Here is a 13,750-nt window from a genome sequence, read left to right on the forward strand (position 1 = left end):
AACTACCTAGAGAACGACCATGTCCAAGCTCGCAGAATTCCGCCAACTCGAAAAACACCTCGCCGAGCAGCTCGAAGCTCTTGAGGCGCTGAAAGGCGATGCTGGCCTCAAGAAAGAAATCGAATTTGAAACCAAGCTACGCGCTCTGCTTGCCGAGTACGGCTACAGCCTGTCGAACGTGATCAACCTGCTTGATCCGAAGTCTGGTCGTCGTGCACCAGTCGCTGAGCCTCAAGCCAGTACTCGGAAGCCGCGCCAGGTGAAGGTATACAAAAACCCGAACACAGGCGAAGTCGTCGAAACCAAAGGCGGCAACCACAAGACCTTGAAAGAATGGAAAGCAGAGCACGGCTCCGCGACCGTTGAGTCCTGGCTGACAAAGTGATCTTGGTTTGAGTACAAAAGGGCCTGGAATGGCCCTTTTTCTTTAGTTCAGCGTTTACTACGCCGGCAGCGTTCCGACCAGTAGCGAACTTTCTCCGAGCAGTGTGCCCACTTTTTCCTCAATGAGAAGGGAAGGCCGCAAGTCACGCAAGTTTTGACTGGAAGTCCACTCTCCTTCAAAACAACTCCCTTGCATCAAGTCTGGCGAGCAGCTTCTGACCACGTCCCAGAGCGCTTGTCGTTCGGGTTCAGTCATCTTGTCGAGGTTTTGTAGGCAATACTCATGTTCTGATTACCACACTGAAGGACTGCCGTGACGCATTCGGAGGTGACAGTAGAGCGCGTGATTGGTGTTTCCGCTCACCTTGTAGGCGCAGTCACGGCGATAGTCACACATCTGCTTGATACCGGTCGCTCGCACAGCAACGCTATTTCCACTCTGGGGCCACGTTGAGGAGACGAACATGAGAGGTTATCTAGCGATTTTCTTTGCCCAGCAGAACCGTTGTTGTCAGGGAAAGATGCTGGGCGAATGGATCGTCGACGTGGCTAAAGAGATGGGGTTGCGCGGCGCGAGCCTCTGCACAGCAATTGAAGGATTTGGGCACACAGGTAAATTGCACTCATCGCATTTTTTTGAGCTGGCAGATCAACCTACGGAGATTCGCATGGCTATCACCGAGGACGAATCCGAAATGTTGTTCAAGAGGTTGGAGGTTGAGGAGATTTCCGTATTCTACGTAAAAACCCCAATTGAAATGGGCACCGTCGGCAGAAAGGCCTCCAAGCCATTCCTAAACCTTTGAGGTACGAACGTGAGCTATACGGATGTTCCACCAGGTATCGCGATCCCCAATGACTTTTTTACGGTTATCGAGACTCCTGCTAACCATTCTCCGGTTACACACGAGGTGGATAAAACAAGTGGACAGACCTTCGTTGACCGCTTCCTCAGTACATCGACGCTTTATCCCGCCTACTATGGATTTATTCCAAATACGCTGAGTGATGATGGCGATCCTCGGGGCGTACTGTTGATTTGCCCGTACCCGGTATCGGCTGGCGTTGTAGTTCGCAGCCGACCGGTTGGTGTGATGTACATGACAAGCGAAGTAGGTGCTGGGTCAAAGTAATCGCGGTGCCTCATGACAAGCTCAGCTCTAAGTACAGCGACGTGAAGGAGTGGGAAGACCTTCCCGTACTTTTGCTCGCACAGATCCAGCATTTCTTCGAAAACAGCAAGGCTCTGGAGCCGGGCAAGTGGGTGAAGATGGGCCGTTGGGGGAGCGCTGATGAGGCCCGGGAGGAAATTTGCAAGTCGGTGGCTGCGTATGCCCCGAATTAAGTTTTTTGCGCTGGACAGAGGAGCGTCTGTCGAGTGCTTGATACGAGGGGCGCGTGAATAGTGCGCAGCCTCTCAGTCGCTCGAAGAGTCAAGCGTCGAGGGAAGAGCGCGCATGGAATAGCGGATGGCTTATGCCTTCATAACAATGTTTTTTGCGGGATTTTACATCTGTAATCACCAAGATGATCCTCACACGGTGACTACTTAAAGATGTTGCAGACGCTGGATAAAAACTCCTGGGTAGCACTCGCTTAACGGCGAAGCGATAGGAGAGCGTTCTGCGCTAGCTTGCGCAAAGCTGTTTGGAGCGAGCTGCTTATTTGTTCAGTCTTACGGTCAATATGGCGACTTCAACGGGAGCCCCTCGTGTGATCAAACCGATAAAGCTGTTTCGTCGAGGCTTCGCCTCAATGCGCTGGCGCACTCGCGTAACTCTATGGATTGCAGCGACCATTGCTGGCCTACTGGTAGTGGCTTTTGCAAGGTTGGCCGACATAGCTTTGGAGCAGTTCGCGCAACAGACCGCTGAGCGAGCGTGGCTTCCTCTTATTTACACCCCACTGATCGGCATGTTCGTAGTTTGGCTGACAACGCGTTTTTTCGTGGGCGCACAAGGCAGCGGAATTCCGCAGGTAATCGCGGCAACACTCCTTGCGCGTCAAGGCAAGCCCATTAACAGACAGGTTTCACTGCGCATTGCTTTCGCCAAGATAAGCCTTGGAACGTTGGCGCTAACGGGCGGCTTTTCAGCGGGGCGCGAAGGCCCCTCAGTCCAGGTTGCGGCATCCATCATGCACTTCTTTCACCGTTTCCTGCCCAATGCGCGAATTGTGCGCAGCGAGGATCTCATTCTAGCGGGAGGTGCAGCAGGTATTGCGGCTGCATTTAATACGCCATTGGCCGGGATCGCCTTTGCGGTAGAAGAGTTGGGACGCAAGCTGGAGACCCGCACGAGTGGCGTTCTTCTCAGCACCATCATCCTGTCTGGTATGGTCGCTATTGCCTTGCAGGGCAACTACAACTATTTCGGTCATTTCGGCATTCAGGACAACAACCTCGACATAGTCGTCCCGGCATTAGTGATAGCGATTGGATGTGGGCTATTGGGTGGTTTGTTTAGCCGAATGTTGTTATGGCCACAGCGGCACCCACAGTTCATCATCTGGCAATGGCGGCGCCGGCACCCAATATGGTTTGCCGGTATCTGCGGATTGATCGTCGCAATATTGGGCTGGCTGAGTGGCGGAATTTCGTTCGGTAGCGGATACGGCATTACCTCTCAGGTCATCGCATCCGATGTTGTCCTGCCATGGCACGCACCCATTACGCGTTTCTTAGCGACCGTAGTGACCTACTTTTCTGGTATTCCAGGAGGTATTTTCGCCCCTTCGCTCGCCGTAGGGGCAGCAGTCGGCGCCAATACCGCAGAGCTATTCCATCTAGCCGCGCAGCCCACTATTGCCCTCTGTATGGTTGGTTTTTTGGCCGCTGTTACTCAGTCTCCGATCACCTCCGCAATCATCGTGATGGAGATGATTGATAGTCACAGTATGGTGACTAGTCTCATGGCGGTAGCCTTGATCGCCAAGGCGGTCAGTTCGCGAATGGGGCCTGAGTTGTATCAGCAATTGGCGCGAGGCTTCCTACAGAACGTAGAACCCGACACCACGCCAAAGAATCCAGCTCGAGAGGTTTTACAGGGGCATCGTCCTAGCCAGTGAGCTAAGTTGATCCTTCTCATGCTGTAGCACTAACGTTGTATCTGCTCGTTTGACCAGAAGCTCTGCGTGCCTGTCGCAGGCATGCTTAAAGATCGCAGGGTTTATCCTCGCGAGGCTGATGAGGGCCTTTAGCAGGCGAAGGTTAACTTCGAGCAAACCTGCACCGTCCCTGCTGATCGGGGCAAAAAAATCGTCAAACAGATCTTCAACAGTCAATCCTCGAAGAAAGACCTGTTTACAGCCTTGATCTGTCTGCGAGCTAGAGACGTGAGGTTTGCTCCAACAAGTCAAAGTTCTCACTCCCCGGCCAATGACATCAATGGCCGTCCCTGGGTCGTTGACCGCAGGAGACAAGGCGCGAGAAGCGATTTCCGAGAGCACGCAGAGCCCGAAGCGAGGATCATTTTCAAAGGTTCGCCGGATGCCGATGGTCAGCGCCGCTAGAATCTCCTCTCTAGCGATATTGGTATCACCGGTCATCGTGTTGCCCAAGCTCACAATGTGTAGGAGTGGCATTCCCTCGTGCACAAATGTCCCCGGAAGTACGTCCAGATAAATCTGGGTCTGATTGTCCTGCGCGATGGTTCCAAGAGCGTTCACATCGATATGCTGCACATAGCCAGTTAGATCACTTGTGACTGTAATTGCGCCAGGGGGAAGTACCAGATCAGGCGGGTAAGCTGAACCGCCTAGGTAGGGCCATTGGACTCGTTGGCTGATTGCCTTTATCGCAGCTGCCTCGACGCGGTCGATGGTTTCTCCAACCCTTCCGAGCTTGGACAGGTGATCGATCCAGCGCAGTAGGGTGTAAACGATCAGGATGACCACAACTATCGTCACTGCGAACAGCAATACTCGACCTTGGGTGCCGTAGGCGCCCGTGCTCAGCGCGATGATCCCCACCAGGCTGAAGAGGAATGAGCCGATGAAAGTGGCGAGGGCATTCTGGGTTGTGGTGTCCTCCATCACGAGCGTGGTGGCACGAGGCGTCACTCCGCTGCTCGCGGCACCATACGCCGTGACCATCGTGCTTAAGGAGAAGGTTGTAACGGCCAGCATGCTGGAAGCAATGATCCCCAGAATTTTGTCCACCGCATCCGCACCGATGCGCGCTGGCAATGACTCCGGGATGAAGTCTTTGAAAACAACGGCGAGCAGTGCCGTAGCTACCCCCAGAATTGAGAACAAGGACGCTCTGAACCACAGCCGTTTAGTGAGTTGATTCGTTACCCAGCGCCAACGGGCGATCATGTGCAATACCTTCAGTGACTGCATCTAATGAGAGTAGCGGGCGGGGTAGAAGTTTTATTCGGCAATTTGGAATGGTAGGTTGCATCCTATCTGCCAGCAACTATCTACACTGAGGGCTCAAAGCACTGGCGTTAAGAGTTAGATGTACATGATGATCTATGTACTCTTGGTAGCCCCACCTGACGACCGCGTAGCGATCATTCTCGGCCAAACCTGGAAGGTATGCGCGCTCAACATTACCTTGATGTCGATTCCGGGGTTTATCGCTGTGCTTTGGGCGCTACGCGGTCTCGCACCCACCAACCTGAGGCTCTCAGGAGCCTGCGGCGGACTGCTAGCAGGCTCAATGGCAACGATTGCTTACTCCCTTGGCTGCCCCCGAGATGCAGATACCATTTTGGGGTACTTGTTGGGCATGCTGGTGCCGACGGTACTAGGCGCATTACTCGGTCGAAGCTGGCTGCACTGGTAAGTCTGTGCTTCACATGGCCGAACCCGATGCCGGTTTTTCTCTGATTGAGCTGGCTATAGCCTATCGTTGAGCTGAGAGGCCAATCTCCGTACACCCGATTTCTCCGATGGCATTGGGGAATGCATCGTCGACCGCCAACCGTGAGCGTTAGTGCTATGCGCAGAGTAGTTCTCTACCTTTTTACTAGCCTGCTTTGGTCTGGATTGAGTTTTGCTATTCCCGGCGGTCAGGCAGACAGTTCCAGTCTGCCGTTGCAGCCTGTCGCCAGCATCGATCTGCCTCGGCTCATGGGTACCTGGTACGAGATCGCCCGCACTCCCAACCGGATTCAGAAAAAGTGCGCCGGTTTCACCCGAACCGATTTCCATCTACAGGTCGACGGTACGGTGCAAGCGGTCAACCGTTGTCGATTACGCGATGGCCAATTGCATCTTTCTCTCGCTACTGGTCGGCAAGTGGGTGCTCCGGACTCTCCCAGGCTCAAGGTGCGTTTCGCACCAGCGTGGATGTCGTTTCTCCCAGCAGTATGGGCGGACTACTGGATTATTGATATTGACGAACAATACCAATTGGTCGCCGTCAGCGAGCCGACTCGCAAATACTTATGGATTTTGTCGCGAACAACTCGAGTGAAACCGCAGGCCTACGCGGCACTGCTGAAACGACTGAAAGACAAAGGCTTCATGGTGGAACAGCTGCTGATGACACAGCAATAGGCTCGATAACTCTAAACGAGTCTCAGGTATTTTCATTAGGGGGCATGAGTAAGCCAAGGCGCTTTAAGCATTTCCAGGCATGATGCCACTGCTTGATTGAGCGCGATATCACTATAATGAGTGGTGGGCAAAGCCGCGAAGGTTGGAGTGCCGACCACGAAGGCCGACCACCCTTTCGGGTGCCGACGCGACCCCGCCCATAACGCAGGCAACGCGATAACATGGTCACAAAGGCCCTAAACATTATTGGATTCGCCGAGGGTCTTCTCTTGGGGAGCAATCCTAGGCTAATCGATATCACATCATTGTCGAGAAGGCATTTGATTCAAAAAATATCAACACCCCACTCGTCATAGGGCTTCATGGTCGGCGAAAGGGCAAGGCTCAATCAAAACCTTTCCAAAACAACTGTCTTTGACAATCCAGTTATGGGTGCCGTGCTATCAAACCATCCACGATCTCTTATTTGACTAAGGTGATTGGTAAATCCGAGAGCTGAATCACCTTTGCCGCGACAGAGCCCAGAAAAATCCCCGCCAAAAAACCATTGCCATGCGAACCTAGGATGATGCTGTCACATCCAAGGGAATGCGAACACACCACAATTTGGCTGGCTGCATCGCCTTTTAAGGTATGAAGTGCGAATGCAATCCCTTCTTGCTTCAGAAGCACCTCAGCTTTTTGTGAATCCTCAGCACTTTTATCCCCATAGTAACGATCACGCTCATCCTCGCTCATGTCGTGTGCGATTCGAGTGGGTAAAAGTGGCTGCACATTCACCAGATGTACCTCAACACTTCCCCCCAGCAATCCACCATCCTGGATCAGTCCGATGAGGTAACGCACCGCGCGCTCTGAATGCTCGGAACCGTCGACAGCAACAAGAATTTTATGCATTTCCAGATCCTTTTTTTCAGTGGCCTGAAGGTGCTTGTACAGCAAGCGTTCCCCAAGTGAACCACCTTGGGGCTAAAGGGGAACAGTTACAGATTGCACCTCAAGAGTATGGGGTCAGCTTGCAACCCGTTCTACTCGGACAAGCGGATTCGAATTTGTTTTTCAATCTCGATGATCGCAAAGAGCGCAACACCCACGCCGATGATCAGCAGGCCATCAAGGAAGGGGATCGCTTCTGTGGCAAACACCTTTTGCAGCGGTGGTGCATAGGTGATGGCGAACTGAGCTAAGGTCACCACGGCGACGGTCATCCACACGACCTTGGTGCCACGAATGCCCTTCCAGGTAAGCGATGTGCTGTAGAGATTACGAATGAAGAACAAATGGAATATTTCCATCACGACTAACGTGTTCACCGCGATGGTTCGGGCCAACTCCACCGAGTAGCCTCGGTCGAGCGCATACGAAAAAATACCGTAAACGCCGCAGAGAAACAGAATAGAAACAAGCACCATATGCCAGACTAAGGCTCCGCTTATGAGTGGTTCCTTGCGTGAACGAGGCGGTCTGCGCATGGTGTTTTCTTCGGTGGGCTCGAACGCCAGCGCGATGCCGAGCGTCACTGCGGTTATCAGATTGATCCACAGAATCTGTATCGGCGTCACCGGCAGCGTAATGCCGAGTAGCAGCGCGACGATGATGGTCATGGTCTCGCCCGCGTTGGTAGGCAGCGTCCAGCTCAGCACTTTCTTGATGTTGTCGTAGACTGTCCGGCCTTCGCGTACCGCAGCCACGATGGATGCAAAGTTGTCATCTGCCAGCACCAGGTCTGCGGCTTCCTTGGCGGCCTCACTGCCTTTTCCACCCATGGCGATACCGGCATCGGCACGCTTCAGCGCTGGTGCGTCGTTAACGCCATCGCCGGTCATGGCCACTGTCATGCCGTTCGATTGCAGCAGCATTACCAGCCTGAGCTTATGTTCGGGGGTGGTACGAGCAAAGATATTGACGTCCTTTACCGCCTCCTTGAGGGCGGCATCGTTCATGGCGTCGAGGTCTACGCCGGTCAACACACTGTCGGGATTTTGCAGGCCAATCTGGCGACCGATAGCGGCGGCGGTACCGCCGTGATCGCCAGTGATCATTTTTACGACAATGCCTGCTGCTTGGCATTGTTGAACTGCTTTTATCGTCTCGGGTCTAGGCGGGTCAATCAGTCCGACCATACCCAGCAGGGTTAACCTTCCTTGTACGTCCCCAAACTCCAACACGGTGTGCTCGGGAGGAACTGATCTAACTGCAAACGCCAATACACGCTGCCCCTTGGCAGCAATGGCGTTTGCCTGTTCGTGCCAGTAGTCCGCATTGAGCGGTTCAGTCCCGCCGGCGTTTACGACCGCTGCGTGCTCATGGCCAGTATTTGCTCTGGCGCACCTTTCACATAGATGGAGGCATGGCGATCGTGGTTGTGATGAAGCGTCGCCATAAGTCGGTGTTTCGCGTCAAACGGAATGGCATCGGTGCGGGGCCAGACGCGATGATCTTCATCGCTATCAATTCCGGTCTTTGCGGAAAATGCCAGCAAGGCACCCTCCATCGGGTCTCCCTCTACCTTCCATAAGTCATCATGCAGGCGCAGCACAGCATCGTTGCACAGGCCAGCTGCTCGCCCCAGTTCTGCCAACGCAGGATAAGTCGATATATCGACTAGCTGATCTGCCAGACTGATGCTTCCTGCAGGCTGATAACCTGCGCCATCGACTTTGAAGACGAGATCGTTCGTGACGACAGATGCCACCATCATTTCGTTGCGGGTGAGTGTGCCGGTCTTGTCAGTGCAGATGACGGATACCGAACCTAGCGTTTCGATGGCTGGTAGGCGACGCACGATGGCGTTGCGGCGAGCCATTGCCCGTACTCCGACAGCCAGCGTGATGGTAAGGACGGCTGGCAGCCCTTCAGGTATCGCCGCTACCGACATCCCCACCACGACCATGAAGATCTCGGTGAATGCGTAATGCCCGACATAATGGCCGAACACAAGTAAAAGGCCGCCGACTAACAAGATCAAGATCGTCAGCCATCGCGCAAATACGTTCATTTGCTGCACCAGCGGAGTGGTCAGCGTTTCTACTCCTGCAAGCAGCGTACTGATGCGTCCGATTTCAGCAGCTGCTGCGGTAGCAACGACAACCCCTGTTGCTTGCCCGCAAGTCACGAGTGTGCCGCTGAACGCCATGCAAGTACGATCACCCAAGGCTGATTCGAGGCCCACAGGTTGGGTATGTTTCTCTACTGGTACGGATTCACCGGTAAGAATGGCTTCTTGAATCTGTAGTCTGTTCGCGTGCAGCAGGCGTAAATCAGCAGGGACTTTGTCTCCCGCCTCCAGCAATACGATATCGCCCGGTACCAGCTCCTCGCCCACAATACTTAAGCGTTGGCCTGCGCGAATCACGGCGGCGTGCGGTGCCAGCATCTGCCGGATAGCGTCCATGGCTTTTTCCGCTTTGCCTTCCTGGACGTAGCCAATGATTGCGTTTGCAATGACCACCGCCAGAATCACCACCGTATCCCACAGATGTTGCAGCATCGCGGTAATCGCAGCGGATCCTAGAAGCACGTAAATCAGAATGTTGTGAAATTGCAGCAAGAATCGCAGCCACGCGGGTCGCCGTGCTGCCTCTGGCAAGCGATTGAAACCAGTGCGGTCAAGCCGGGCTTGAACTTCGGCGGCGTCCAGCCCGACATGCTCATTGACCTCAAGCAGGTTCGTCACCTGCTCTGCAGGCAGGGAGTGCCAGGCCACGGAATGCGGGGGGATTGGTGTTTGCTCGGCTGCTGCGTCGACCACCTGATTCATCAATGATTATCTCCTGTGCGCACAGCTCAACTGAAACGGGCTGAGGTGGTCATGAGCGGGCGTGGCTATATCAGAATGCTGAAAGCTCGTTCGTCGTTCTTACATTCTCTCTGCCATCTAGCTGATACGAACTAAAAGACCTATGCAACCAAGCGCTTGATAATTATTGACTTAAATCAAATTGTTGGCAGTCGGTAGTGTGACAAGATATTTACTAAGCAATCTATTCTTCGATCTAAGTCTCTTGTGATTTATGGTGTCAGCGCCCTGATATTGTTTTTAGTAAGTTCGATCTGTTAAAAGTTTGGAATGCAGTTACTGCAATACTTTGATAAATCATTGCGTTACAGTCCGCATATTGGTTGCACTTAAAGTAGGAGTGCATACGGCGGCACCTAGCTTGATTGAGCACTGCTGTCGACCGGGTTCTCATCCAGTACCTCTAGTGCTTCTGGCAACTCGGTAATCACGCTGAAGTCGCTCACTTCAACGGCACCCAATCCATAGCCCAACAAGTGGAACGAAAACGCCTTACGCGACTTCGGATTGTCAAAACTGAAGTCCATCTCCAGTGGCTGGTCTGCAGTGACGAGCATCTCGGCGGGGAGGCCCAACTGGACATCCTGCTCCAGTTCCTTGGCCTTGAGCAGAATGTAGGCTTTCTGTTGTGGATCTACCGAGCGCACGGTCAGGCGCACGCGAGTGTGTGAGCCCTTGGGCATTTCCAGATACTGCGCGCCAATGAGGTTATCGGCCCAGTCATCCTTGATCTGCGCCTGAAGCGGGATGATGGCGGGACTGCCGAATTGGTAGTGCTGGTTCAACGGTGTCCGGAGCAGCGAATGATCCAGTGCCGTCGCTCTGGCTACGATTTGGCGGGCACGCAGGCCCCCATACTGCCCCGTCAAGGTTGCACGCTCGGCAATGAAGCCGGCGCTGGCGTAATACCGACAGCGCTGTTGAAAGTCACACTCGGTCAAGGTGCCTTGGCCATCGTGATAGCGCAGCTTGTCGTTGGTGAACGACATGATCTCGCGGCCCGTTTCATAGTCACGAAACAGGGAGCGACCGCTCAAGGCTGAAGGGACGGGTAAGGCAAAGTAGTCGAGTATTGAGGCGCTCAGGTCGACATGCCCGTAGACCCCGGACTTCACCTTGGGCAACTGCGCCTGCTCGGGGGCCAGCATCAGGTTGAAGCCCCAAGAGGAGGCCAGCCGCACACCATCGATGCCGTGGGATTCGTCCGAGGTGATCACCACCAAAGTGTCTTTCAAGATGCCCTGACGTTCCAGACCGCTGAGGAATTGCCCAAGGGCATCATCCAGATACCCCACTGCGGCTTGCTTGGGCGTGTCGTAGCGCTGCAGGTAGTCTTCAGGAGCCGAATAGGGCTGGTGAGTGCCAACGGTCAGTAGCGTCAGCATCCACGGTTTTTTTTGTTTTTTCAGCTGGCCGACGTAGTCCAGCGCCCCTTCAAAGAAGGCCTTGTCATCCTTACCCCAAGGGAACTCCAGGTAGTTGCTGTTGGTGAACCATTCCAGGCCATGGGTAGCATCGAAGCCGATGTGCGGCATGATCTTGTCTTTGGCCATGAAGCGCAGGCCCGCCCCCTGAAGGTAGTGCGTGGCGAATCCGTTGTTGTACAACTGGGCCGGCAGGCACGCCTGGTTGCGTTGATTCTGGGTCAACATTTCCACCCCCTTGGGCGTGCCGTTGTCCAGTTTGTCGTAATCGCCGCAAAGCATCGCGTACAGACCGCGAATGGTTTGATGGCTGTGCAGGACATAGTCGGGTGTAGTCATGCCGCGCTCTGCCCAACGACTGAGATTGGGCATGAGGTTTTCTTGATACTTGCTGTGCAGGGCTTGGCGGTTGACGCCGACGTAGGCGCCGGGAATACCTTCAAGTGCGATGATCAACACATTGCGCGCACGCCCCGGTGCCGCGAGCAGTTTCTGTCCGTCCAGATCGAGTTGAGTGAGCCCCGCCATTTGCGGTAGGGCATCGACAACATCACCTTCCAACCACTCTTCTGCGCTTGCCTGAACATCGCCAACGCTCGCGGCCAGCAACTGATGCGGGAGGTTGAACAAGCGCCACTGGTCTTCTTCTGAGGGGTACAGGTGCTGAGCGCCCCAATGGGCGATCAATAGCAGTAGTGGTGGTGCCCACGCGCTTCGTGGTAAGCCCGGAGCGGGGGTGGAGCGTCCCAGATACTGCGTGATCAGCCAAATCACCAGTCCAAGAAAAAGAGTGGCGGCTAGCCAAGGCTGGGCGAAACCACCATCGGTAGAGTTTTCCAAAAACTGAGAGTCGATCAGGTAGTGCAAATCTGAGGAGTTTGGAAGCCTACCGACTGCGCTGACCAGTTCGACAGTCGCCAGCGTCATCAGTCCCCAAACCAGCAACACTGGTAGCGCTAGCCACCAAGGACGGCGATGCAGGAGTACGATGAGCAGGCTCGCAATCCCCAGATCTGAAAGGTAGCCGAGTGGATTCGACCAGCCCAGTGCCGCACGCAGGCACAAAGGCACGAGCAGAACCAATCCAATCAAAGCGGTGAGGCGTGCGTAGGGTTGTCGTAGCCAGTGACGGATAACGTTCACGAAAAGACCTTCCAGACATTAAATCTTCATACAAGTGTGCTGGATGGTATCAAGCGATGCGAAGACTGATCGGATTATTCGAAAAGGACATGGGGTATGGAGCCGATGATCGGCATGTATATTGTTTCGCGTGCCAATAGGTTCTGGTCTAACCCCCCATTCCAGAGTGATGAAGGAACAGCATTAATGCCCCTTATGGCCTTGAACATGAACTGTTTCAGGCTATTTAACGCCGCCACTCGTGTGGGCCAGATGTTAATCTATTACCTTTTAAGTGATACCAAGGACGTTGATGACCAAGCATCAAGCTAAAGCCGAAACCCCTAGAGCAGCCGCGATTCTGGCTCGCTTCCTGTCGTCGGAATCCGCTGGCGGTCTCGTGTTGATGGGTGCAGCTCTGGCCGCTCTGATTGTTGCTAACTCACCTCTATCCCAGAGTTACTTTGCAGCCTTGCACAGCGTTTGGATGGGCATGTCTGTAGAGCATTGGGTGAATGATGGTCTGATGGCGATCTTCTTTCTGATGGTCGGTCTAGAAATCAAACGAGAGGTGCTGGCCGGTGGGCTTTCCACGTGGGGGCAGCGAGCCTTACCTGGATTTGGTGCTTTGGGCGGCATGGTTGTTCCTGCGCTGATCTACATCGCAATCAACTGGGGTAATCCTGAGACCTTGGGGGGGTGGGCGATCCCGGCCGCTACTGACATCGCATTCGCCTTAGGTGTTTTGTCGTTGCTGGGTAAGCGAGTCCCGACTTCGCTGAAAGTGTTTCTGGCTGCCTTGGCGATCATTGACGATCTGGGCGCGGTGGTGATCATCGCCTTTTTCTATACGTCGGGCCTTTCCATGCCGATGTTGCTGGCCTCGCTTGCGACCCTGGTCATTCTGATCGCAATGAATCAATTGGGCGTAAGGCGTTTGTTCCCGTATCTCCTGGTCGGGGGCGTGTTGTGGTTCTTCGTGCTGCAATCGGGTGTCCATGCCACGCTGGCCGGTGTCGCTGTGGCGCTGTGCATCCCCATGGGCAAGCCAGAAGAGGAAGCCCAATCTCCGCTGCTTTTCCTGGAAGAGAAGCTGCACATGTGGGTAGCTTTCGCTGTGGTGCCGATTTTTGGTTTCGCCAACGCGGGTGTTTCATTGGCCGGTATTTCGATGGAGAACCTGGTCGATCCGGTTCCACTGGGTGTCGCTCTGGGTCTGTTGGTGGGCAAGCAGGTCGGTATTTTCCTATTGGCTGCTCTGGCCATTCGCATGGGCTTGGCCAAGTTGCCGGAAGGAAGTACCTGGGTACAGCTCTACGGCGTAGCACTGTTATGCGGCATTGGCTTCACTATGAGCCTATTCATTGGCAATCTGGCGTTCGCCGGATCAGCTCTTTTGATCGATGAAGTCAAAGTCGGAGTGTTGATCGGTTCGATTCTGGCTGCAATTGGTGGTGTTCTGGTGCTGCGCTGCAGCAGCGTTTTAGCAAGTGCTGCCATAGCCAAATAATCTCGC

General features: G+C 54.2%; 10 protein-coding genes and 2 pseudogenes. 7 read left to right on the plus strand and 5 right to left on the minus strand.

What is annotated here, in order from left to right:
- Nucleotides 1-19 precede the first annotated feature (19 nt).
- On the plus strand, nucleotides 20-385 hold the full coding sequence (locus tag AACY49_RS22000) for a histone-like nucleoid-structuring protein, MvaT/MvaU family (protein ID WP_339526387.1): 366 nt from the start codon (nucleotides 20-22) through the stop codon (nucleotides 383-385).
- Between the two features lie 47 nt (nucleotides 386-432).
- Here the strand turns inward: AACY49_RS22000 and AACY49_RS22005 are convergent, their stop codons facing one another.
- Nucleotides 433-564: a DUF2256 domain-containing protein gene (locus AACY49_RS22005; RefSeq protein WP_339526389.1), complete on the minus strand. Its 132-nt coding sequence runs from the start codon at nucleotides 562-564 to the stop codon at nucleotides 433-435.
- Nucleotides 565-848: 284 nt separating this feature from the next.
- Here AACY49_RS22005 and AACY49_RS22010 point away from each other — a divergent pair, with 284 nt between their 5' ends.
- From AACY49_RS22010 to AACY49_RS22020, 3 genes and pseudogenes are all read left to right on the plus strand, one after another.
- Entirely contained in the window at nucleotides 849-1,190 is a 342-nt protein-coding gene (locus tag AACY49_RS22010; protein WP_339526391.1) for a DUF190 domain-containing protein, read from the plus strand.
- A gap of 105 nt (nucleotides 1,191-1,295) precedes the next feature.
- Nucleotides 1,296-1,729, plus strand: a pseudogene (locus AACY49_RS22015) (inorganic diphosphatase).
- 368 nt (nucleotides 1,730-2,097) lie between these two features.
- Nucleotides 2,098-3,450: a chloride channel protein gene (locus AACY49_RS22020; protein WP_339526393.1), complete on the plus strand. Its 1,353-nt coding sequence runs from the start codon at nucleotides 2,098-2,100 to the stop codon at nucleotides 3,448-3,450.
- Here the strand turns inward: AACY49_RS22020 and AACY49_RS22025 are convergent.
- Nucleotides 3,424-4,701, minus strand: coding sequence for a DUF2254 domain-containing protein (locus AACY49_RS22025; protein WP_339526395.1), 1,278 nt, complete (start codon nucleotides 4,699-4,701; stop codon nucleotides 3,424-3,426). The genes AACY49_RS22020 and AACY49_RS22025 overlap by 27 nt on opposite strands.
- Before the next feature lie 151 nt (nucleotides 4,702-4,852).
- Here AACY49_RS22025 and AACY49_RS22030 point away from each other — a divergent pair, with 151 nt between their 5' ends.
- Both AACY49_RS22030 and AACY49_RS22035 read left to right on the plus strand, forming a co-directional pair.
- Complete coding sequence (locus tag AACY49_RS22030; RefSeq protein WP_445262660.1) at nucleotides 4,853-5,173, plus strand: DUF1109 domain-containing protein; 321 nt, start codon at nucleotides 4,853-4,855, stop codon at nucleotides 5,171-5,173.
- A 155-nt stretch (nucleotides 5,174-5,328) separates the two neighbouring features.
- Nucleotides 5,329-5,889 carry a lipocalin family protein gene (locus tag AACY49_RS22035; protein WP_339526397.1) on the plus strand — a complete coding sequence of 187 codons (561 nt, stop codon included), beginning with the start codon at nucleotides 5,329-5,331 and terminating at the stop codon, nucleotides 5,887-5,889.
- Nucleotides 5,890-6,351: 462 nt separating this feature from the next.
- On the opposite strand, the gene AACY49_RS22040 is transcribed toward AACY49_RS22035, so the two are convergent.
- From AACY49_RS22040 to AACY49_RS22050, 3 genes and pseudogenes are all read right to left on the minus strand, one after another.
- Nucleotides 6,352-6,786, minus strand: a complete 435-nt coding sequence (locus AACY49_RS22040; protein ID WP_339526399.1) for a universal stress protein — start codon at nucleotides 6,784-6,786, stop codon at nucleotides 6,352-6,354.
- Between the two features lie 131 nt (nucleotides 6,787-6,917).
- Nucleotides 6,918-9,649: pseudogene (locus AACY49_RS22045) on the minus strand (cation-transporting P-type ATPase).
- A 395-nt stretch (nucleotides 9,650-10,044) separates the two neighbouring features.
- Nucleotides 10,045-12,255, minus strand: coding sequence for an LTA synthase family protein (locus AACY49_RS22050; protein ID WP_339526401.1), 2,211 nt, complete (start codon nucleotides 12,253-12,255; stop codon nucleotides 10,045-10,047).
- 292 nt (nucleotides 12,256-12,547) lie between these two features.
- Between AACY49_RS22050 and nhaA the strand changes: the two genes are divergently transcribed.
- The gene (gene nhaA / locus AACY49_RS22055) at nucleotides 12,548-13,744 is read left to right on the plus strand and encodes a Na+/H+ antiporter NhaA (protein WP_339473621.1); all 1,197 of its coding nucleotides are present in this window, start codon (nucleotides 12,548-12,550) and stop codon (nucleotides 13,742-13,744) included.
- Nucleotides 13,745-13,750 lie beyond the last annotated feature (6 nt).

This window comes from Pseudomonas sp. EL_65y_Pfl2_R96 (assembly GCF_963970905.1).
Lineage (GTDB): Bacteria > Pseudomonadota > Gammaproteobacteria > Pseudomonadales > Pseudomonadaceae > Aquipseudomonas.

Coding starts and splice junctions, on each gene's coding strand:
- AACY49_RS22040 (WP_339526399.1), bottom strand. CDS start 6,786: ATGCATAAAATTCTTGTTGCTGTCGACGGTTCCGAGCATTCAGAGCGC.
- AACY49_RS22000 (WP_339526387.1), top strand. CDS start 20: ATGTCCAAGCTCGCAGAATTCCGCCAACTCGAAAAACACCTCGCCGAG.
- AACY49_RS22035 (WP_339526397.1), top strand. CDS start 5,329: ATGCGCAGAGTAGTTCTCTACCTTTTTACTAGCCTGCTTTGGTCTGGA.
- nhaA (WP_339473621.1), top strand. CDS start 12,548: ATGACCAAGCATCAAGCTAAAGCCGAAACCCCTAGAGCAGCCGCGATT.
- AACY49_RS22010 (WP_339526391.1), top strand. CDS start 849: ATGAGAGGTTATCTAGCGATTTTCTTTGCCCAGCAGAACCGTTGTTGT.
- AACY49_RS22025 (WP_339526395.1), bottom strand. CDS start 4,701: ATGATCGCCCGTTGGCGCTGGGTAACGAATCAACTCACTAAACGGCTG.
- AACY49_RS22030 (WP_445262660.1), top strand. CDS start 4,853: ATGATCTATGTACTCTTGGTAGCCCCACCTGACGACCGCGTAGCGATC.